Source organism: Dietzia papillomatosis NBRC 105045 (assembly GCF_001570845.1).
Classification (GTDB): Bacteria; Actinomycetota; Actinomycetes; order Mycobacteriales; family Mycobacteriaceae; genus Dietzia; species Dietzia cinnamea.
Window position 1 is genome coordinate 1 of sequence record NZ_BCSL01000028.1, and the last position, 20337, is coordinate 20337.

Annotated in this window: 19 protein-coding genes; 9 read left to right on the forward strand and 10 right to left on the reverse strand. The window is 73.1% G+C overall.

The genetic code is table 11. The annotated features are described in order from the left end of the window. Window positions 1-10: 10 nt before the first annotated feature. A complete protein-coding gene (locus DPA01S_RS10805; RefSeq protein WP_082767642.1) occupies window positions 11-2437 on the reverse strand; it encodes an MMPL family transporter in 2427 nt (808 codons plus the stop codon). A gap of 182 nt (window positions 2438-2619) precedes the next feature. On the opposite strand from DPA01S_RS10805, the gene DPA01S_RS10810 reads away from it, so the two are divergent. From DPA01S_RS10810 to DPA01S_RS10825, 4 genes are all read left to right on the forward strand, one after another. Further along, window positions 2620-3423 (forward strand): siderophore-interacting protein, encoded by an 804-nt coding sequence (locus DPA01S_RS10810; RefSeq protein ID WP_061916144.1) that lies wholly within the window; start codon window positions 2620-2622, stop codon window positions 3421-3423. A gap of 116 nt (window positions 3424-3539) precedes the next feature. After that, entirely contained in the window at window positions 3540-4520 is a 981-nt protein-coding gene (locus DPA01S_RS10815; protein WP_061228171.1) for an ABC transporter substrate-binding protein, read from the forward strand. Further along, window positions 4517-5524, forward strand: coding sequence for an ABC transporter permease (locus tag DPA01S_RS10820; protein ID WP_061916147.1), 1008 nt, complete (start codon window positions 4517-4519; stop codon window positions 5522-5524). The genes DPA01S_RS10815 and DPA01S_RS10820 overlap by 4 nt, the downstream gene beginning before the upstream one ends. A 2-nt stretch (window positions 5525-5526) precedes the next feature. Next, window positions 5527-6318 carry an ABC transporter ATP-binding protein gene (locus DPA01S_RS10825; protein ID WP_007631559.1) on the forward strand — a complete coding sequence of 264 codons (792 nt, stop codon included), beginning with the start codon at window positions 5527-5529 and terminating at the stop codon, window positions 6316-6318. A gap of 126 nt (window positions 6319-6444) precedes the next feature. Here the strand turns inward: DPA01S_RS10825 and DPA01S_RS10830 are convergent, their stop codons facing one another. The 6 genes from DPA01S_RS10830 to DPA01S_RS10855 form a co-directional block, all read right to left on the reverse strand. Further along, window positions 6445-7293: a glycosyltransferase family 2 protein gene (locus DPA01S_RS10830; protein WP_061228169.1), complete on the reverse strand. Its 849-nt coding sequence runs from the start codon at window positions 7291-7293 to the stop codon at window positions 6445-6447. After that, entirely contained in the window at window positions 7290-8381 is a 1092-nt protein-coding gene (locus DPA01S_RS10835; RefSeq protein ID WP_061228168.1) for a glycosyltransferase, read from the reverse strand. The genes DPA01S_RS10830 and DPA01S_RS10835 overlap by 4 nt, the downstream gene beginning before the upstream one ends. Beyond that, complete coding sequence (locus DPA01S_RS10840; RefSeq protein ID WP_061916150.1) at window positions 8378-9493, reverse strand: glycosyltransferase; 1116 nt, start codon at window positions 9491-9493, stop codon at window positions 8378-8380. The genes DPA01S_RS10835 and DPA01S_RS10840 overlap by 4 nt, the downstream gene beginning before the upstream one ends. A gap of 129 nt (window positions 9494-9622) precedes the next feature. Continuing rightward, window positions 9623-10975: a glycosyltransferase gene (locus DPA01S_RS10845; RefSeq protein WP_106386371.1), complete on the reverse strand. Its 1353-nt coding sequence runs from the start codon at window positions 10973-10975 to the stop codon at window positions 9623-9625. Further along, window positions 10972-12030, reverse strand: coding sequence for a glycosyltransferase family protein (locus tag DPA01S_RS10850; RefSeq protein ID WP_061916156.1), 1059 nt, complete (start codon window positions 12028-12030; stop codon window positions 10972-10974). Before DPA01S_RS10850 ends, DPA01S_RS10845 begins: the two co-directional genes overlap by 4 nt. After that, a complete protein-coding gene (locus DPA01S_RS10855) occupies window positions 12027-12902 on the reverse strand; it encodes a WcbI family polysaccharide biosynthesis putative acetyltransferase (protein WP_061228164.1) in 876 nt (291 codons plus the stop codon). The genes DPA01S_RS10850 and DPA01S_RS10855 overlap by 4 nt, the downstream gene beginning before the upstream one ends. 59 nt (window positions 12903-12961) lie before the next feature. On the opposite strand from DPA01S_RS10855, the gene DPA01S_RS10860 reads away from it, so the two are divergent. Beyond that, a complete protein-coding gene (locus DPA01S_RS10860; protein ID WP_232303107.1) occupies window positions 12962-14110 on the forward strand; it encodes a glycosyltransferase family protein in 1149 nt (382 codons plus the stop codon). A 67-nt stretch (window positions 14111-14177) separates the two neighbouring features. Here the strand turns inward: DPA01S_RS10860 and DPA01S_RS10865 are convergent, their stop codons facing one another. Continuing rightward, window positions 14178-14855 carry a DNA alkylation repair protein gene (locus tag DPA01S_RS10865; protein WP_061916163.1) on the reverse strand — a complete coding sequence of 226 codons (678 nt, stop codon included), beginning with the start codon at window positions 14853-14855 and terminating at the stop codon, window positions 14178-14180. Window positions 14856-14957: 102 nt separating this feature from the next. Between DPA01S_RS10865 and DPA01S_RS10870 the strand changes: the two genes are divergently transcribed. From DPA01S_RS10870 to DPA01S_RS10880, 3 genes are all read left to right on the forward strand, one after another. Then, window positions 14958-15392: a pyrimidine dimer DNA glycosylase/endonuclease V gene (locus DPA01S_RS10870; RefSeq protein WP_061916166.1), complete on the forward strand. Its 435-nt coding sequence runs from the start codon at window positions 14958-14960 to the stop codon at window positions 15390-15392. 2 nt (window positions 15393-15394) lie between these two features. Further along, complete coding sequence (locus DPA01S_RS10875; protein WP_061916170.1) at window positions 15395-16621, forward strand: alpha/beta hydrolase; 1227 nt, start codon at window positions 15395-15397, stop codon at window positions 16619-16621. Between the two features lie 184 nt (window positions 16622-16805). Next, a complete protein-coding gene (locus DPA01S_RS10880) occupies window positions 16806-17735 on the forward strand; it encodes a patatin-like phospholipase family protein (protein ID WP_061228161.1) in 930 nt (309 codons plus the stop codon). A 195-nt stretch (window positions 17736-17930) separates the two neighbouring features. On the opposite strand, the gene DPA01S_RS10885 is transcribed toward DPA01S_RS10880, so the two are convergent. After that, window positions 17931-19187 carry a glutaminase gene (locus DPA01S_RS10885; RefSeq protein WP_061228160.1) on the reverse strand — a complete coding sequence of 419 codons (1257 nt, stop codon included), beginning with the start codon at window positions 19185-19187 and terminating at the stop codon, window positions 17931-17933. Between the two features lie 68 nt (window positions 19188-19255). Continuing rightward, complete coding sequence (locus DPA01S_RS10890; RefSeq protein WP_061228159.1) at window positions 19256-19849, reverse strand: class I SAM-dependent DNA methyltransferase; 594 nt, start codon at window positions 19847-19849, stop codon at window positions 19256-19258. A gap of 196 nt (window positions 19850-20045) precedes the next feature. Here DPA01S_RS10890 and DPA01S_RS10895 point away from each other — a divergent pair, with 196 nt between their 5' ends. Beyond that, on the forward strand, window positions 20046-20279 hold the full coding sequence (locus DPA01S_RS10895) for a heavy-metal-associated domain-containing protein (protein ID WP_007633765.1): 234 nt from the start codon (window positions 20046-20048) through the stop codon (window positions 20277-20279). The last annotated feature ends 58 nt before the right edge of the window (window positions 20280-20337 follow it).

The window sequence follows — 20337 nt, forward strand, 5'->3', positions numbered from 1 at the left end:
ACCCATGCTCCTAGGCATCGGACCTCGTGGACCGGCCCGCGGCCACCGCGTCGGCGTGGACCACCTCGTCGTCGTCACCGGATCCCGCGCGGTCCCCGGCTCCGCGGGGACCGTCCGCGCCGACGTCCTCCAAAGCCGACCCCTCGACGTCCACCGAGGGCAGGATCCGGTCGAGCCAGCGCGGGATCTTCCACGCGTTCTCCCCGAGCAGGAACATCACCGCGGGGATGATCGTCATTCGGACGACGAAGGCGTCGAACAGCACGGCCACGGCCAGCGCGAAGCCCATCACCTTGATGAACTGCTCGTCGATCGTCATGAACGCGGCGAACACGCTGGTCATGATGAGCGCGGCCGCGGTGACCACGCGCGCACCGTGCTTGAAGCCGTTGGACACGGCGTTCTGCGCGGTCTTGCCGTGGACCCAGCCCTCGCGCATGCGGGTGACGAGGAAGACCTGGTAGTCCATCGCGAGGCCGAACACGATGCCGATGAGGATGATCGGCAGGAAGCTGATGATCGGCTGCGGGTCGGAGACGATGCCGCCCCAGCCCTCCTGCCACAGCGCGACGGTGAGGCCGAAGGTGGCGGCCACCGACAGGCCGAAGCCCAGCGCCGCGATGAGCGGCACCCAGATGGAGCGGAACACCAGCATGAGCAGGATGAACGCCAGCGCCAGGACGATGCCGACGTACGGCAGGAGCACCTCGGACAGTCGCTCGGAGATGTCCTCGTAGATCGGGGTGACGCCGGTGACGGAGTAGGTGCCGCCGGTCTGCTCCTCGAACTCGCCGATGCCCGCGCGGATGCTGTCCAGCACCGTGGCGGCCTGCTCGTCTGTCGCCCCGTACTCGGGCGTGATGAGCACCTGAGCGGCGTCGCCGGCCTCGTTGGACTCGATGATCTGCGCGTTGCGGACGCCGTCCACCGCCTGGATGTCCTCGACCGCGGTGGCCCACGCGGCCGGACGCTCCTCCGCCGGGACCTCGAGGGTGTCGACGAGGGCGATCATCGGCGCGTTGCGGCCGGGGCCGAACGCCTCGGCCGTGAGGTCGTACGCGGTGCGGTTGGGGGTGCCGGGCGACATCGTGCCGTCGGACGGCATGGCGAGCCGCAGCTGCGCGGCCGGGATCGCGAGCAGGCCCAGGAGCACCACGGCGACCACGGCGTGCAGGATCGGGTGCTTGCGAACGCGGCGGACCCAGGTCAGGCCCATCGTCGGCTTCTCGTCCTCCGGGTCCGGCGCCTTGACGACCGGGACGCGGGCGCCGAAGACCTTGGTGCCGACGGCGCCGAGGACGGCCGGCAGCAGGGTGATCGCGACGAAGACGGCGATCGCGACGGTCGCGGCGGCGGACAGCGCCATCGCCGTGAGGAACGGGATGTTGATGATCGACAGCGCGGCGAGCGCGATGAGCACGGTCAGGCCGGCGAACACCACGGCGGAACCGGCCTTGCCCACCGCGAGCCCGGCGAGGTGGGCGCGCTCGCGGAACGGGATGGTCTTGAGTTGCTGCGCCAGCTCCCTGGGCTCGAGGTCGTTGCCGCCGATGTGTTTGACGAGCTCGGTGCGGAAGCGCGAGACGATGAACAGGGCGTAGTCGATGCCCACGGCGAGGCCGATCATCGACGCCAGGGTCGGCGTGAAGTTGCTGATCGTGTCCGTGAAGGAGGTGGCGGCGAAGATGCCGGCGATGCCGATGCCCACACCCACCACGCCGACGAGCAGGGGCAGGCCCGCCGCGATGAGCGAGCCGAACGTGATGGTGAGGATGACGGCGGCCACGGCGATACCGATGATCTCGCCGGTCGCGCTGATCTCGGAGGTCTGGAACGCGTTACCCGAGTAGGCGATCGTCAGGCCGTCCTGATGCTCCGCGACGAGGTCGGCGAAGGCCTCGCGGTCCTCGGCCTCGACGTTCATCGTGGTCTCGGCGTCGAACTGCACCTGGAGCGTGCCGGTCGTCCCGTCCTCGCTCAGCGGGCTGAGCGCGGCGAGGTCGGCGTCGATCTGCTCCTGCGGGATGCCCTGCGCGGCCTTGGCCTCGGTCATCTGCTGACGCATGCCCTCGGCGGCCATCACCGGGCTGACGATCGCCTCGGTGCCGGTGAGGAAGTCCAGTTCCCGCACCTCGGCGAGGAAGGCGTCGACGTCCTCCGCGACGGCCGGATCGGTGAGGGTGCTGCCCTCGGGTGCCCGGATGACGACGGTGCCCGTCGGCGCGTCGAGCTGGCTGGGCGAACCCGGGAACCGCTCCTGGATCGCCTCCTGCGTCTCGATCGACTCGAGGCCGGGGATCTCGAAGCTGCTCGTGGTCTGCTGCGACAGGGTGGCGGCGGCCGTGCCCATGCCCGCGATGATGAGCAACCACGCGACGATGAACCTCCACCTGTGCAGGTAGGCCGATCGGCCGATCCGGTAGAGAAATGACGCCATGCGCTTGGCTCCTCGGGGCGTGGGTGCGACTCGCGAACCCCCGCAGTTTTGCACGGACGCTGCACGATTGCACAGCCCGTGCAAGGTTGTGTGGCGGACGACACCCCGCGCGGTCGTCCCCGGCCGCACGGGGCGACTCTCTGGGAGGATAGGGTCACCTAACCCCCGTCGAAGGAGTATGAGTGGCCCGCGATCGCCAGCCCCCCGCCCCGACCGTCCTGACGGTGTTGCGCACCGAGACGGTGACCGCCCATCTCGTCCGGGTGGTCCTGGGTGGCGAGGGCTTCGAATCGTTCGCCGCCCGCGCCGACACGGACAGCTACGTCAAGATCGAGCTGCCCCACGCAGGCGAGACGGTCGTGCGGACGTACACCGTGCGGCGATGCGACCCGGTCGCGCGGGAGGTCTGGATCGATTTCGTCGTTCATGGTGACGCCGGAGTGGCCGGCCCGTGGGCGTGCTCGGTCACCCCGGGCACGCAGGTCGCGCTGCGCGGCCCGGGCGGCGGCTACCGTCCGGACCCGGAGGCCGACTTCCACCTGTTGGCCGGGGACGAGACGGCGGTGCCGGCCGTCGCCGCGGCGTTGGAGTCGCTGCCGGAGGACGCCGTGGGCGCGGTGTTCCTGGAGGTCGGGGGCGACGACGACGAGGTCGACCTCGTCGCGCCGGCGGGTGTGGAGGTCACCTGGATCCACCGCGGGACCCCCTCGACGGACGCCGGCCCGGGGCTGATCGACGGCGACGCTCCGCTGGTCGGCGCGGTGCGTGACCTGCCGTGGCCGGGCGGCGACGTGCAGGTCTTCGTCCACGGCGAGGCCGAGACGGTCATGAAGCACCTGCGGCCGTACCTGCGACGCGAGCGCGGCGTGCCCGCCGCCCGGGCGTCGATCTCCGGTTACTGGCGGCGCGGCCGGACCGAGGAGGGCTTCCGCACCTGGAAGCGCGAACTGGCCGAGTCGGAGGAGGGCCCGCAGCCCGTCAGGTGAGTCCGGGCTCATCGTGTCGGGGCGACCCGGTACCCTCATGTGCCAGCACCGTTCACGCATCCGGCCCCTCGCGTACCCACCCGGGAGGCCCAGACGGCACAGACAAGGCATGGCACATGGCATTCACACGCGCGAAGCTGTTCACCGGACTGGTCGCCACCTCGGCTCTCGTCCTCGCAGGTTGCTCGGGCGGCGGTGACGACGCCTCCGGCGATGGTGGCGAGTCCTACCGCATCGGCATCAACCAGCTCGTCCAGCACCCGGCTCTGGACTCGGCCACGGCCGGGTTCAAGGAGGCATTCTCCGAGGCCGGCGTCGAGGTCGAGTTCGACGAGCAGAACGCCAACGGCGAGCAGGCCACCGCGCTGACCATCGCCCAGCAGTTCGCCGCCGACGACCTGGACCTCACCCTCGCGGTGGCCACTCCGGCCGCGCAGGCGATGGCCCAGAACATCATCAACATCCCGCTGCTGTTCACCGCGGTCACCGACCCGGTCTCGGCCGAGCTGGTCGACTCGATGGAGGAGCCGGGCTCCAACGTCACCGGCACCTCGGACGCCGCTCCCATCGAAGAGCAGCTCGAGCTGCTCAAGCAGCTCGTCCCGGACGCCGAGCGTGTCGGCGTCGTGTACGCCTCCGGCGAGGTCAACTCGCAGGTCCAGGTGGACCAGGCCGAGGAGGCCGCCGGTCCGCTGGGGCTGGAGATCGTCACCCAGACCGTCACCACCGTCAACGAGATCCAGCAGGCCGTCGAGGCGCTCGGTGACGTCGACGCGATCTACGTGCCGACCGACAACATGGTCGTGGCCGGCATCGCCTCGCTCGTCCAGGTCGCCGAGGACAAGCAGATCCCGGTGATCGCCGCGGAGGAGGGCACCGTCGAGGGCGGCGCCGTCGCCACCCTGGGCATCGACTACACCGAGCTGGGCCGCCAGACCGGTGAGATGGCGCTGCGCATCCTGCGCGACGGCGAGGACCCGGCCACGATGCCGGTCGAGACCGCGACCGAGTTCACCTACGTGGTCAACGAGGCCGCGGCCGAGCGTCAGGGCGTGACCATCCCCGAGGACATCCTCGCCGAGGCTGATCGCAAGTGATCGGGGCCGTCGAGGTAGGCCTCATCTACGGGGTCATGGCGTTGGGGGTCTTCCTGACCTTCCGCGTCCTCAACTTCCCCGACCTCACCGTCGACGGCAGTTTCACCACCGGCGCCGCCACCGCGGCGATGGGGCTCCTCGCCGGCTGGAACCCGGTGCTCGCGACCCTCGCGGGCTTCGGCACCGGGTTCCTGGCCGGCACGGTCACCGGCCTGCTGCACACCAAGGGTCGGATCGACGGACTACTCGCCGGCATCCTCACCATGATCGCCCTGTGGTCCGTCAACCTGCGGATCATGGACGGGGCCAACGTCCCGCTGCTGCGGCAGGACACGGCGTTCACGCCGCTGCGTGAGGCCGGCATCCTCGGCACCTGGGGCGGCGTCGCCGTCCTCGCGGTGGCCGTCATCCTGCTCGGCCTGGTCGTGTTGTGGTTCCTCACCACCGACCTCGGCCTGTCCATCCGGGCGACCGGTGACAACGGGCCGATGATTTCGTCGTTCGGAGTCTCCACCGACTTCACCAAGACCCTCACGCTGGCCCTGTCCAACGGGTTCGTGGGCATGTGCGGCGCGCTCATCGCGCAGTACTCGGGCTTCGCCGATATCTCGATGGGCATCGGCCTCATCCTCGTCGGCCTGGCGTCGGTCATCCTGGGTCAGGCGATCCTCGGCCAGCGTCGCCTGTGGCTGGCCGTGTTCGCCGTAGTCGTGGGTGCGATCCTCTACCGCCTCATCATCTTCGCGGCGCTCGAGGTGGGCCTGAACCCCAATGACATGAAGGCCATCACCGCCCTGCTCGTGGTCATCGCGCTGCTGCTGCCTCGCTGGAAGTCCGTGGGTGGCCGGTTCGGGCGCAAGCCGACCACCCCGGTCGCGGCCAACGAGCGGGCCGTGGCCGGGGTCGGTGCCGCGGTCGATCCGGGCCCCGGCGCGGCTGCCGACGCCGCCGCCACCGGGTCCGCCGGGCCCGACTCCACCGCCCCCGGCACCAAGGAGGTCTGACGATGCTGTCCGTCACCGGAGTGTCCAAGACCTTCTTCCCGGGCACCGCGAACGAGCGCCGGGCGCTCAACGACCTCACACTGACGCTCGGCGAGGGCGACTTCGTCACCGTGATCGGCTCCAACGGCGCGGGCAAGTCGACGCTGCTCAACGCCGTGTCGGGCAAGCTTCCGGTCGACACCGGCGCGATCGACATCGACGGCGTGCGCGTCAACCGTCTGCCCGACCACAAGCGCGCCAAGTACATCGGCCGCGTGTTCCAGGACCCGCTCGCCGGGACCGCCCCGAACCTCACCATCGAGGAGAACCTGTCGCTGGCGCTGCTCCGCGGTCAGCGTCGCGGTCTCGGGCGTGGGCTGAGCAAGAAGCGGCGCGGGCGGTTCGGCGAGCAGCTCGCCATGCTCGAACTGGGCCTCGAGGACCGTCTCACCGCCAAGGTGGGGCTGCTGTCGGGCGGTCAGCGGCAGGCACTGTCGCTGCTCATGGCGGGCTTCACGCAGCCGCGCATCATGCTGCTCGACGAGCACACCGCGGCCCTCGACCCGCAGCGCGCGGAGCTGGTCACGTCGATCACCGAGCGCATCGTCCGCGAGGGCGGCCTCACCACGCTCATGGTCACGCACAACATGGAGCAGGCCATCCGCCTGGGCAACCGGCTCATCATGATGCACGAGGGCCGGATCGTGTACGAGGCCGATGACGCGACCAAATCCAAGCTCACGGTGCAGGACCTGCTGCGCGAGTTCACCAACATCAAGGGCGCGACCCTGTCGGATCAGGCCTTCCTCGGCTGAGCCACCCGCGTGGAACGCCGACGCCACGCGCCGGCCCACTCCATCGACAAGAGCGTTCCGCACACCCCCACTCGGGAATCGTGTGCGGGACGCTCTTCTCGTCGCGCTGCCCCGCGCCCGCGCCGCTCAGTCACCGGTCGCGCCGGGCACGGCCTCCCAGCCGTCGCCGACTCTGCGCACCAGGCCCATCTGCTCGAATTTCTCGAACCAGCCCGGCGCGGGCCAGCTCCCCCACCGCGCGGCGTAGTGCGCGCCGTTGCGCAGCAGGTCGGTCAGGTGGTCGACCGGCGGATCAGCCACCGGGTGCCACCGGTGGTACGCGTGCGCGCCGGCCACCAGGATCACCGGCACGCGCCGGTGGAGCAGCCTGCGGCCGAAGTCCGTGTCCTCGGCGCCGTACCCGGTGAAGGCCTCGTCGAACCCACCGAAGTCCGCGCGCAACCGGAGCCAGAGGCCCGGCCGCACGGCGAACGACAGCGACCAGAACATCCCGAACTCGTCGGGCTCCAGTCGCCGCGTGCCGCGGGAGGGGAACGGTCGGGCCGGGTGCGGGTTGGTGAACGCGGGCAGGTCGGCCGGATCGGGCGCTCCGGCGGACTCCGGAAGGTAGGTCACCGGCCCGAGTCCCACGGCGCCGTCGGGGATCTCGGAGTACCGCCGACCCAGCTCGGGGCCGGGCATGCAGTCCACGTCGAGGAAGACGATCAGGTCGGCTCCCAGTTCGGCCGCCCGGTCGCCACCGAGGTTGCGGCTGCGGGCGATCGGCAGGTCGGGGCCGGCGGGCAACTCCACGATCTCGACGCCCTCGGCGGAGAGCTCGGCGGCCAGATCCCGACCGCCGGGCCTGTCGGGCAACACCACCACGTGCCGGGCACCGGGCAGGTGCGCGGCCATCGCGCGGCGTTGGGACCTCAGGTGTTCGGCGCGGCCCGGCGTGCAGACCGTCACCACGGCGATCGACGCCGCGGTGGTCATCGCGCCGCTCCGACCGTCGGCTCCGCGGGCCGCTCGACTCCGTTTTCCCGCCCCTCGGCCACCGCCTCGAGGACGCCGGCCAGCCGCTCGGCGGCGCCGTCGACCTCCCACGTCTCGCGCAGCCCGGACCCCGCGCCCGACGAGGAGCGGGCGACCTCGAGGGTGCGCCGGACGGCTCCCACCAGCTGGTCGACCGGGTCATCGCGGCGCACGACCTCGGCCAGGCCCAGCCGGGCGAGGGTCGCGGCGGTGGCGTCCTGCTCGCCGAAGGGCCGTTCCTCCGGTGCCACGACGACGTGCGCGTCGGCGGCGGCGAGGTCGGCGATCGAGCTCTGCCCGGCCGCGCTGATCACCACGTCGGCGCGGCACAGCTCGTCCCACGGGTCGGCCACCCAGCGGCCGCCGGGACCGCCGAGGGAGATCCAGTCGACCTCACCGAGCTCGTCGCGCACGGCGTCCCACCGTCGATCGTGGCCGCCTCCGCCGGAACCGCGCAGGTGCAGTACGCGGGGCCGCTCCCCGTGGCGCTCGCCCGGACGCGGACCGGCGCCCGGGTCCCGACCGGCGAACCGTGAGACGCCGCCGACGGGCACGAGCGGACGCGTGGCCCCGGCGGGCACGGGTGCGCCGGCCGCGCGGGGCCACCCGGCGACCAACGCCGAGCAGACCCCGTGGGCGAGCAGGTGCGGGGCGTCGTCGCGGCGGCCCGGCAGCACGGTGGAGACCACTGGCGTACCGGTGAGCCGGGCGCCGACCGTGACCTCGACGGAGATGTCCGACCAGAACACGGTCGGCGCGTGGCGGTCGATCCACTCGGCGAGCACGGCCATCCGGCGGCGCAACCCGTCGTGGCGCAGCGGGACCCAGTGCAACCGCCCCCCGGCGGTCGGGTCCGGCCCCGCGCCGTCTCCTGACCCGCCGACGTCCAACGGCAGCGAGACGACCCGGACGCGCCCGGGATCGGGAACAGCATCGTCGCGAACGCGGGCGGAGGTGAGGATGGTGACCTCGTCGTCGAGCGCGGCGGCCACCGACAGCGCCCGCTGCACGTGCCCACTGCCGTGGTGGTGGGCGTAGATCCCGATCACGACGCCACGCCCATCAGTAGTGCCCGGAGTCGCTCCTCGAGGGCGTCGATGCGGGCGTCGTGGGAGAACGCGGCGGCAGCGGCGCGGGCGGTCGCGGCCCGGTCGAGGGTGAGCGCGGCCGGGATGCCGGCGGCCAGCGCGGACGCCGGGTCGTCGCCGGGGTCGACGAGGATCACGCCGGGTTGCCCGCGCATGATCTCGCGGATGCCGCCGCGCGCCAGGGCGACGACCGGGGTGCCGCACGCGAGCGCCTCCACGGCGGTCAGTCCGAACGGCTCCTCCCAGCAGGGGGTCACCAGGGCGACGGCCGCGCTCGCGACCAGCGGCACCAGCGCGTCGCGGCCCAGCGGACCGTGGTAGCGCACGAGGTCACCGGCCTCGCTCAGCCGGGGTCCGAGGACGCGCCGCATGTACCGGTCGTCACCGACGCGGCCGGCGAGGTCGAGGGGCATCCCCGCGAGCCGCGCTGCCTCGATTGCCAGGTGCGGGCCCTTCTCGGGCACGATCCGGCCGGTCCACACCGCGCGGGGCGCCGCACCCCGCCGCGAGTCGGACCCGGTCTCCCGGGGCCGCCAGGTCACGAGCTCGACGCCGTTCGGCAGGACGTCGGCCCCCTGCGGGACCCGCCAGGTGCCGAGGACGGATCGGCTCACGGCGAGCACGTGGCCGGTGGCCTCACCGAGCTGGTCGAACGCCTCCTGCATGGGCTCGAGCCGCGGGCAGTGCAGCGTGGTGATCATGGGCGTGCCCATCTCGGCGGCGCGTACGAGCGGGACGTGGCTGAGACTGTGGTTGAGCACCACGTCGTAGCCGGCCACGGCGACGTGGTCCATGAGTCGTTCGAACTCGAGGGAGTCCGCCTCGTAGCCGCCGGGCGGGTAGTAGCTGTCGCCGCGGCCGGCCGCGGTGGCCATGGCGGTGAACTCGAACCGCGGGTCGTGCCCGTCGCTGTCGGCGGCGGCGTACAGGGTCACCCGGTGACCGCGGGCGCGCAGGGCCAGGACCTCCTTGGCCACGACCACTTCGAGCCCACCGGCGTACGGCTCCCGTATGGGGAACCGGGACGGCCCAATCACGGCGATGTCCAGACGCTGCTCGCTACGGTCGTCCACAGCCCCCCTCGTCCTCTCGTGGCACCCGACCGGTCCGGGCGCTGCCAGAACATTAAATAGTGTCCTGTCGGGGGCCCCCGCGCCACCGCTGCGGCACCGGCGGGTCACCCCCGTCGCACCATCCGACCGTCACCAGCCCGCGATGATCCGCTCGAGCCGCACACCGTCGCCGTCGCCTCCCAGGCTGCGGACCCCGACGCCCGCCGCGGTGATCGATTGCGCCACGGGAGGACGCTCGCCCCACTCCTGCTCGCGCGCCAGGGCCCGGGAGCTGCGGATCCGCGCGAGGGTGCGCCCCTCGTCGTCGTCCAGGGTCACGCTCCCCTCGGGTGGGCACAGGGCGCGCAGCCGCCGCGCGTCGAGCGCCCCGAGCGCGCAGGGACGGTGGATGTCGACGAGGACGGGGGGACGACGACGAGGACCCGCCCCCGGCGTCCCGGGGAGCCACCACGGGCTGCGCGGGCGGAGGTCCACGCGTGGGTCGTCGGCGAAGAGTTCGGCGATCACGGCGGCGTCGGATGTGGCGGGGTCGACGGTCACCGCGACATCACCCCAGGTGAGCAGGGATGCGCAGGTGGCGGCGGCCGTGCCGGTCCCGCCGAACGCCGGATCGGCGGCGTGGACGTGGACGGCGATCGAGGGCAGCGCGTAGATCCCGCCGGCCGGTCGGGTGAGCGTCGACGCGATGAGCGGGGCCAGGCGAGCGGTCTCGGCGTTCTTCTGGGCGAGGTGGGCTGAGCCGTCGTGGCGGCGGCCGGCGTCGGCGCGGTCGTCCCCGGGTCGCTCGGCCGTGTCGGCGCGGCCGGACCAGTCGAGGCCGTCGTGCCAGGCCACGGCGTCGGGGACGTACAGCAGGTGGCCGCCGGCCTGCTGGCAGCGCCAGGCGAGGTCCCAGTCCTCGCCGCCGTAGCCGACGATGTCTGGATCGAAACCGCCGGCCAGGTCGTAGAGGCGGCGGTGCAGGCCGCACACGGCGGACAGCACGCCGCGCCACAGGTCCTCGCCCCGGGTGAGGTTCGCGGTCTCGGCGTAGTAGGCGGCCGGCCACTCGGGGTCCGGGAGGATCTCGGCGGGCTCCACTTCTTCTGTGGGGTGCGGAAAGCGCCCGTACCGACGCCGCCCCACCACCAGCAGATCGGGTCGGCCCTCCAGCGCCTCGCACATCGCGGCGACGTAACCGGGCCCGGGGACCGTGTCCCCGTCGAGGAAGAGCAGGAGCTCACCGTCGCCGGCCTCCGCACCCAGGTGGCGTGCGGCGGAGGCACGGAAACCGCGATCGTCCTGCCGCACGACGGTGACGTCGGGCGGGACCGTCGGCGGGGTGGGCGAGCCGTCGTCGGCGACGATCACCCGCAGCGTGCCCCGGTGGTCGAGTCCGGTCTGGCCGCGGAGGGCGGCGAGGATCCGGTCGAGCATGCGCTGGTCGCGGTAGTACGGGATGACCACGTCGATGCCGCCGCGCACGGGGACGCTCCGTGTCATGCGAGCCCCCCGGGTCCCGTCGGCCACTGCGCCCACGCCGCGCGGTACGCGCGTCCGAGTTCCTCGATCCCCGGCGGCGGGGGCGGGATGCGTGTGGGCGAGGGATCGCCGAGCAGTCGCCGGAGGTCGCCGGCGAGGTCGGTGCCGCCGGTGATGAGCAGGGAGCCGGGGCGGTCGTGTTCCATCTCGCGGATGTAGTCCGAGTCCCAGACCAGGGGGCGCCGGCCGGCCGCGGCCCACGTGCCGAGCGACCCGGACGCCGACACGTTGCGGAACAGGGCGACGGGCACCGTCACCTCGCCGAGCACGCGGGCGAGGTCCTCGTCGTCGACCCGTCCCGTCACCTCGGCGCGCCCACCGGCGGCGCGGACGGTCTGCAGCGCGGCGTCGACGTAGTCGTCGTGCCCGTCAGCGGGGGCGCCCAACAGCCGTAGAGTTATGTCGGCGTCACCCCCAGCGGCCAGGGCGGCGACGGCCTCGGCGACCACGTCGACGGCCTTGCCCGGGTGCAGGAACCCGAACACCCCGACCGACCGCGCGTCAGGGCTGAGGTCGGCGGGCGGCCCGAGGGCCGGGACCGGCAGCGGGATGACGGCGTCGACGGCGATGCCGGCGTCCGCGCAGAGGCGCCGCTCGTGCTCGGAACTCACCACGACCAGCCCGGCGGCCCGCGCGATGCACTGGTAGGCCCGGGTGCGGCGGCGGCACCGCTCGGCACCCTCCGCGAGCTGGGGCACGTCGTGGAGGGTCACGCTGACGGGCCGGTCCGCGGCGAGTGCCTCCACAGCCGCAGCGGCCTCGTCGGGCGTGCGGCCGAACAGCGGGTCGGTGATGTGCAGGTGCACTGGTCCGCGCCCCCGCCCCGCCAGCGCGGCGGGCAGCGCGGCCACCTCCCGGACCTCGAGGACCGGCGTGCCCGCGGCGCGCGCGCTGTCCACGGCGAAGCGGGTCACCCCGTGCTCGGGCGGGCCGAGGGCGATGGTCAGCGGGGCTCCGGGGTCCGGGGCGGGATCCGCGGCGCCGGGGCTCGGAGCGGCGGAGCCCGGGGCCGTCATCGCAGCCCCAGCAGGTCGATGCGGTCGGCGTGGCGGCGCAGGCCCTCCTCGACCACGCCCGGCGTGGCCGTATACCAGGCCAGATGCGCGTCGATGATCTCCCGAGTGCGCACCGGCACGCCGTCGACGAGCCAGTCGCCCGAGGCGGTCCCATCGAATCCGGTCACGCCGAGTGCGCGGGCCGCGGCAGGCTCCACGGGTGCGCGTGTGGAGCCGAGGGGCTCGCGGTCACCTATCCGCGGCGGGTCGGTGAGCACCCCCGCGGGCAGCCGCTCGAGGATGCGCTCGAACACCGTGGCCAGCGTGTGCCGGTCGGGGTGGTTGATCGTGTGCCAGCGCGGGAATACGTCGAGCAGGTCGGAGGCGGTCAGCGTGCCGTGCGCCTGCTCGCGGACCCGCAGCGCCTCGACCGACTCGCGGCCGGCGGTCCGGGCCTGCTCGGCGGTCGGCACGGCCTCGAGCACGCCGCGGTCGCCGGTCGCGGCGGCGAGGATCGTGCGCAGGTCGTGGTACGGCGCGAGGGGCGGGGTCAGCGACCGGTCGCGAGGCGGCCGGACCAGCACCTGGTACGGATGCAGGCCGGCGTAGCGCAGGACGGGGACGAGGACGACCGTCGCCGAGGGCGGCAGATGCGCAGCGAGCTGGCGGTGCCCGAGCGGCAGGTCGCGGTAGTCGTCGCGGACGGGCTGGACGATCAGCACGTCCGTGCGCGCGAGATCGGCATGCAGGCCGGGCAGGTCGGCGGCCGTCATCTCGTACACCGGCCGCACGTCCACGACCCGGACCTCGTCCGAGGAGCGCAGCAGGTCGCGGTAGACGTCGGCCTGGCAGTTGCCGATCACCATGACGGTCGGCCGGTCGGGGGTGCTCACCGCGTCGACAGTAGTAGGCCCCGGGTCACGGCGCCGGGGACGCATGGCACGGTGACGAGGTGAACTCTGGCGCCTCCCCCGCCCCGACGATGCGGGTCCGCTCCGTGCCCGCCGGGCACGACTACGTCCGCCACTCCCTCGGAGGCGCCGCCGACGTCGTCGCGCTCGACGACCCGGTGCTCGACCCTGCCGAACCCTCCCGGTGGTGGCCGCATCCCGCGCTGGAGGCGGCCGAGCGGCCCGAGGTCCTCGACGGCGCCGACCTGGTGCACTTGCACTTCGGGTACGAGCACCGCACGCCCGATCAGGTCGCGGGGTTCGTCTCGGCTCTCCGGGCCCGGGCGATGCCGCTGGTGGTGACCGTCCACGACCTGACCAACCCCCACGAACCGGACCCCGCCGCGCATCTCGAGCGCACCGGTCATCTCGTCCGCGGGGCCTCCGCAGTCCTCACTCTGACCGCCGGCGCCGCCGCGAAGATCCGGGAGCGGTGGGGCGTCGACGCCCGGGTCATCCCGCATCCACGCCTCGTACCGGCCGGGGTCACCGAGCCGCTGCGCCGGGAGCGGGTCGGCGGGCGGTCCCGCCGCACCGTGGGGGTAGTGCTCGGCACCCTGCGGGCGGGCGTCGCGGCCGAGGAACTGCTGCCCGCGCTGGCCGAGGCGCTGCCGCAGGACACCCGGCTGGTCGTGATGATCCGCGCCGACGCCCTCGCCGCGGCCCGTGAGTCCGACCACCCCCGGCACCGGGTCGCGCTGGCGCTGGACCGCCTCGCGGCCCGCCCCGAGGTGGAGGTGCGGCCGCACGGCCACCTGCCGGAGTCCGAGCTGTGCGCCGCGCTCGCCGGGTTCGACGCCCTGGTGCTCCCGCACCGGCACGGGACGCATTCGGGGTGGCTGGAGCTCTGCCGCGACCTGGGCCTGCCGCCCGTCGTCCCCCGCATCGGATGCCTGGTCGAGCAGTGGGGGCACGCCGTCGCCTCGTACGACCCCGCCTCACCCGACGCCGCCGAACTCCGGGAGTCACTGGGCACCGCGCTCGGAGGCCCGCCCGTCCCCGAGCGGGCGCCCGACGCCGAGGACGCCGCCGTCGCGGCCACCCACGCAGCGATCTACCGCGCAGCGCTGGCCAGCGCCGAGCGTCCCGCTCACCCCGCTCACCCCGCTCCGCGAATGGTCACACCCGGTCACATTCGCCCTGGTCGCTGACGCCGGACATCGTCATTTGTGACCACTCGCCGGGAGGTGAGAGCGGGCGAAGCGGACGCGCGCGGCGTCAGCCCTCCTGCCGGCGGACCATCTCGCCGATCCACTCGGGCACGTACGGCGAGGTGCAGCCGCGCGGCGTCGGGTAGTCGCGCAGCACCCCGAGCCGCTCGCCGATCTCCAGCGCCCGCGCGCGCAGCTCCGGGTGGTGGATGCCGATCTGCGCGAGGCAGGTGTTCATCTCCCACTGCAGCCGCTCGTGGGCGTCGGCCATCTCGGCCTCGATCACGTCCATCAGCCCGGGCAGGTCCAGCCCCTCGGGCTTCTTGACCACGCGGTCGGCGGTGAGCGCCCAGCCGGCGGAGGCCACGACCGGGTCGGCATCGTCGAGCCACGCGACGCGCAGGTCCTCGGCGTGCGGGCCCTTCATCACCACGTAGCCCACCAGCCAGTCGTGGACCTTCCGGGTGCGGGCCTGACGCAGCATGGCATCGAGCTCGTCGGCGGAGAACTCCTTCGGCCGGCACACGAGGATCGCCAGCAGCCGCGCGGCCGAGTCGCCGGTCGCCCACAGATCGACCGCCAGGGGCTGGTTCTTCTTCACCCGCTTGGCCACCGCCCGCAGCGCCGTGAGGTTGACCCCGTGATCGTCCCCGTGCCGGGCGTTGACCTCCCGGATCCGGGGGTCCTCGAGCCCGGCGAGCTCGGCCATCACCTCGTCGAGCGTCGGCGTTGTCGTCGTCGTCATGGTCTCGTCCCTTCCCCTCCGGGCGCGCCCGCCGCGCCACCTGTCGGCCCGGCGCCACGCGCGCCGGCCCCCGCCACGCGGCGCGTCCCTATACTCGCCGGGGTGCGCCTGTGGAGCATCCATCCCGACCTGCTCGACCGCGCCGCGCTCGTCGCCGGCTGGCGCGAGGGGCTCCTGGCCCAGAAGGTACTCCGCGGGATGACGAAGGGCTATCGCGCGCATCCCCAGCTCGAGCGGTTCCGCACGCTCGCCGACCCGGTCGCGGGGATCGCCACATGGCTGCACGGTCTCGCCGACGCCGCCGACGCGCGCGGCTACCGCTTCGACCGCACGCGCGTCGTCCTGCCGCCCGGGCCCGAGCGCCTGCCGCTCACCGACGGCCAGCTCGCGCTGGAGTGGGCGCACCTGCGGGCCAAGGTGATCGAGCGTGACCCGCCGTGGCTGGACCGGCTCGTCGCCCCGCGGCCGCACCCGATGTTCGACCTGATCCCGGGCCCGGTCGCGGCCTGGGAACGCGCTGGCCTGCCCGAGGAGTGACCGTGCCACGACCCATCCGCGTCCCGCTGCCCGCGCTCGTCGCGCCCGCCGCGGTGTCCACGGCGCTGGCCCTGCGCCCGATCCGTCGGCCGTTCGCCGCCGCCACCGCAGGGTGGGTGGTGAGCCTGCCGGCGCTCGAGGTGCCGCTGCACATCGGCGCGCTCGTCGGCGCGGCCACCGCCACCGCGCTGAGCCGCCGAGAGCGCCGACCGTCCGACGGGGTGGGCGCGGGGATGGCCGCGCTGACCTGCGCGGGGCTCGGGCTTGTGCTCGCGCGCCACCTCGCCGCGCGGCCCGCCCTGGACCGGGCGCTGCGGGAGGGGGCGCCGCGGAACGGCTCGGAGGGCCGCGAGACGGCGACGACGACGAGCTCCACCCCACCCCACCGCACGCCCTGGCCGACGGTGCTGGCCCGTCCGTGGCCGCTGCCTCCGCACGGGGTGCGGGCCCGCCGGGGCATGGTCTACGGTCCGGACCCCGTGGCGAACCGATTCGATCTCTACACCCGTGCAGACCTCCGCCCTGGTGGCGACGGCGGGGCCGGGTCCCGTGCGGGTGAGTTCGGCGCGGGTGTGGGCGGGGTCCGCGGCGTGCTCGTCCACATCCACGGCGGTCACTTCCGCGCGGGCGCACCGAGCCGCGAGTCCCGCGCGATGCTGTTCGACCACGCGCGTCGCGGTTGGGCCGCCATCAGCGCGACCTACACCCTGTCGCCCACCCCCGAGGCGGGCTTCCCGCAGCACCTGGTGGACATCAAGCGGCTGCTCTACTGGATCCGCGTCGAGGGGCCGTCGCACGGCATCCCGGCCGATGCGCCGATCGTCGTCGCGGGCAGTTCGGCAGGCGCCCACATCGCGATGATGACCGCGCTGACCGCGAACGATCCCCGGTTCCAGCCCGGGTTCGAGCACGTCGACACCACGCTGGCCGCGGCGGTCGGGCTCTACGGGTACTACGGCCGGCTGGGCAGTGCGACCAGGGACGTCTCGGACCCGGTGCGGCATCCGGCGTCCGGGGCGCCGCCGGTGGCGATCATCCACGGCACGCTGGATACGTACACGCCGGTCAAGGGCTCGCGGCGGCTCGTACGGCACCTGCGCGCGGGGTCGCCGAACCCGGTGATCTACGCCGAACTGCCGGGCGCGCAGCACGGCTTCGACGTGGTGTGCTCGCCGCGGTACCTCGCGGTGGTCGACGCGGTCGCCCGGTTCACGGACCGTTACGCCTGAGTGCTCCGGCCGCGTAAGGTTCCACTCACGGTCAGGACATCGCCGATCCGAGGAGACTCCATGCCGCTGACGGGACGATACGAACCCCCGCGGGTCGGCGACTACACCGCGCGCGAGGTCACCGGCGCCGAGCGCGACGAATGGTGGGCGCGGACGTGAGTCGCAGACCTCAGGAGTCCGACGCATGAGCAGGACGGCGATCGTGCTCGGCTGCGGCGGCACCATCGGGGCCGCCTGGGCGATCGCGGCCATGCACGCCCTGGGCGAGCAGACCGGTTTCGACCCGCGTGAGGCCGACGTCATGCTCGGCACCTCCGCGGGCGCCGAACTCGTCACCATGCTCGCCGGCGGCGTCTCCGTCTCCGAACTGGTCGACATGCAGTACGGCCGGGCCACCGACCCGAGGCTGCGGGACCACATCGCCTCCACTCCGCCCAGCGTGCCGCCGCTGCCGCGGCTTCCGTTGCTCAACCCGGGCCTCCTGCGCAAGCGCACCGGGCTGGCGGGCCTCACCGGCATCGCCCCCACGGGACGCGCGGACGCGCGGTGGCTGCAGCGACTCGCCGAGCAGTTCGAGGTCGGCGCCTGGCTCCCCCACCCCGCGGCCCGGATGGTGGCCTACGACGTCCGCGCCGGGGAGCGGGTCGTGTTCGGCGCACCCGGGTCGCCTCACGCGACCGTCGGCGAGGCGCTGCGCGCGTCCTGGGCGACACCCGGCTGGATGCCGCCGGTGCCGATCGGGGACCGCATCTTCGTCGACGGCGGGATGGGCTCGACCGCCTCGGTCGACCTCATCGGTCCGGAGGAGGTGGACCTCATCTACGTCATCGCCCCGATGGCGTCGGCACCGGGCGTCCGCATCCCCGGCCCCGGTGGCTCGCTCGAGTACCGGATGATCCGCCGCCCGATGTCGACCGTCCTGCACGCCGAGATCGACACGGTCCGCGCCCGCGGCACGACCGTCGTGCCGATCCTGCCGACCCCCGCCGATCTCGCCGGCCTGAGCGCGCATTTCATGAACGGCGCGCGCCGCACGCAGGCGTTCGAGCACTCCATGACCACCGCTCCCGCGACAGTCCGGTCGGCGCTCGCCGCCAACGGGGCCGGGGTGTGACTGAGCCGACTCAGCGATATGCGACTGGACCTCTCGACGTCGGCTGTCACCCTCTATCCCCCGACCGCGTCCGCGTCACGACCCCCTGGTGATCGCTAGTCGCTACGGGACGTTGGAACATCGCGCGCCGGCGGCGAGGGGCACGAGTTCGCCCCGGTCAGCGGGCTCAACGGCGGGTGAGCACCACGGGGACAGTCAGCGCGCCGCGCGGCGCGTGACCGGGCGGGTCCCGTCGCCGAGGTCCGGCTCCGGCAGGCGCCGGCTCGGGTCGGCCAGGCCCACGGTGTGCCCGTCATCGGCCAACCGCCGCATCGCCTCGAGCAACATCCGCCGGGCGCTCGCGTTGACCGAGGACACGCGGCTGAGGTCGAGCGTCACCTCCTCCGGCCCCTCGGGGATCTCGGCCAGGCGCCGCAGCACCTGCTCGGCACTGGCGAAGGTCATGGGGCCCTGCAGGCGGAACGTCCGGCGCCCGGAGATCTCGTCGAACCGCACGGATCGCACGGCCTCGACCTCGGTGACCGTGGTGTTCATCAGATGGAGCTCGAGCTCCCGCGACAGCCGCTCAAAGGCGCGTACGCCCTCGACGCTGTGCCCGTGCTCGTCGAGCCGCGGCGAGAACACCCCCAGCCCCACCTGACCGGGCAGCGCGCCGAGGATCCCTCCGGACACCCCGCTCTTGGCCGGAATCCCCACCGTGGACATCCAGTCGCCGGCGGCGTCGTACATCCCGCACGTCGTCATCACCGCGAGGACCTGCCTCACGACCGGTGCCGACACCACCCGCTCGCGCGTGACCGGGTTGACGCCGCCGGTGGCCAGCGTGACGGCCATGACGGCGAGGTCCCGCACCGTAACCCGGTAGGCGCACTGCCGCGTGTATCCGCGCAAGGCCTCGTCGGGATCGCCGTCGATGATCCCGCCGGCGCGGACCAGGTTGGCCATCGCGCGGTTGCGGAACGCGGTGCGCAGCTCGGACTCGCACACGGCGCCGTCGACCTCGAGCCGCCGACCCGCGAATGCCGACAACCCGTCCGCGATGACCGTGTTGCGCTCGTCCTCCGAGGCGCCGGGCGGGCCGACGAGCGTGTGCGTGGCGATCGCCCCGATGTTGATCATCGGGTTGCGCGGCCGGCCGGTGCCCCGGTTGAGGGAGATCTGGTTGAACGCGTCGCCGGACGGCTCCACCTCGACCTTCTCCAGGACAGCCTCGATCCCGCGGTCGCGCAGGGCCAGCGCGTAGACGAACGGCTTGCTCATCGACTGGATCGTGAACTCCGCGTCGGCGTCGCCGGCTGTGTAGACGACCCCGTCTATCATGCAGGCGGCCACCGCGAACCGGTCCGGGTCCACGGCCGCGAGTTCGGGGATGTAGTCCGCGAGCCGGCCCTCCCCGCCGTCCGAGCAGGCGTCGCGGATCTCGAGCAGATAATCAGGTACCGGTGTCTTCACGCCACCAGAGTGTCATGACCGTCCGCGCGGGGGCCGATCAGTCCCGGGCGCGGGGCCTGCGATGCCCGTCAGGCGGCGGACCGCGCGGTCACGACGGCGTGCGGCGCACCCGGCTGCGTACGCCGGCCCGTCACCCTGAAGCCCGCGCGCTCCAGAGCGGTGACCATGCAGTCCATCGGCCAGAGGTAGGCCGTGGCCGCCGGGTGGGCGAACGGACCGTGACAGGGTCCGGTGAAGAACGACAGGAGCAGCTGCCCGCCCGCCTCGAGAACCCGGTGGAGGGTCGCCAGCGCCACGGGGAGCTCCTGTCCATCCATGTGGATGAGCGAGTACCAGGCCAACAGGCCGGCCCAGCGCTCCTGCGTCCCGTCCAGATCAGAGATCGCGCCGTGCCGGAACGCCACGGTCGGAAAGCTCTCCCGGGCCATGTCGACGAACGGGCCGGAGGGTTCGATCCCGTCCACCGTGTGCCCCAGCGCCGCCAGGTGCCCGGCCCACCGTCCCGTGCCCGAGCCGACGTCGAGGATGCGCCCGGGGACACCACCCGCCCACGCCTCGATGACCTCGCGGTCGGGATCGTCCGGGGCGACCTCCCTGCCCAGCACGCCCGCCAGCACCTCCGCCCGCGCCACGTACGCGCTCGGGATGTCCTCATATGTCATGTTCCGGATCCCCCCCTTTTTCCTTTGCTCTCATGTCGATCAACGCGGACCACGCCTCGAAATAGTCCCCGCGACACGACCGGAAAGAATTGTGCGGATAAGTGATCCGCGTCAATGTTCCGGCAGCGGCCCGTCTCTATCGTGGGAATTACTCGGCGGCGGGTGCCGACCGGGACCGAGAGGAAATGACAACGTCATGGCCGTAAAGAATGTCATTCACAGCATCCTGCGCGCGGAGGGGTTCTCCTGCCCGTCCTGTGTGGCCAAGATCGAGAAGCAGGTCGGTCGACTCGAGGGTGTCGAGAAGGTGGAGGTGCACTTCGCCTCCTCGCGGATCGAGGTCGACCACGACCCGGGGGTGTCCAGCGTCGATGACCTCGTGGCCGCCGTGGCGAAGGCCGGTTACAGGGCACGTCCCAGCGCCTTCTGACCGGACCGGTGACCCTTCACCTGCCCTCCGCCGTCCCGCGCGCCGATTCGCCCGGGAC

Coding starts and splice junctions, on each gene's coding strand:
- DPA01S_RS10815 (WP_061228171.1), top strand. CDS start 3,540: ATGGCATTCACACGCGCGAAGCTGTTCACCGGACTGGTCGCCACCTCG.
- DPA01S_RS10845 (WP_106386371.1), bottom strand. CDS start 10,975: ATGACACGGAGCGTCCCCGTGCGCGGCGGCATCGACGTGGTCATCCCG.
- DPA01S_RS10880 (WP_061228161.1), top strand. CDS start 16,806: ATGAGCAGGACGGCGATCGTGCTCGGCTGCGGCGGCACCATCGGGGCC.
- DPA01S_RS10830 (WP_061228169.1), bottom strand. CDS start 7,293: ATGACCACCGCGGCGTCGATCGCCGTGGTGACGGTCTGCACGCCGGGC.
- DPA01S_RS10850 (WP_061916156.1), bottom strand. CDS start 12,030: ATGACGGCCCCGGGCTCCGCCGCTCCGAGCCCCGGCGCCGCGGATCCC.
- DPA01S_RS10825 (WP_007631559.1), top strand. CDS start 5,527: ATGCTGTCCGTCACCGGAGTGTCCAAGACCTTCTTCCCGGGCACCGCG.
- DPA01S_RS10805 (WP_082767642.1), bottom strand. CDS start 2,437: ATGGCGTCATTTCTCTACCGGATCGGCCGATCGGCCTACCTGCACAGG.
- DPA01S_RS10865 (WP_061916163.1), bottom strand. CDS start 14,855: ATGACGACGACGACAACGCCGACGCTCGACGAGGTGATGGCCGAGCTC.
- DPA01S_RS10890 (WP_061228159.1), bottom strand. CDS start 19,849: ATGACATATGAGGACATCCCGAGCGCGTACGTGGCGCGGGCGGAGGTG.
- DPA01S_RS10895 (WP_007633765.1), top strand. CDS start 20,046: ATGGCCGTAAAGAATGTCATTCACAGCATCCTGCGCGCGGAGGGGTTC.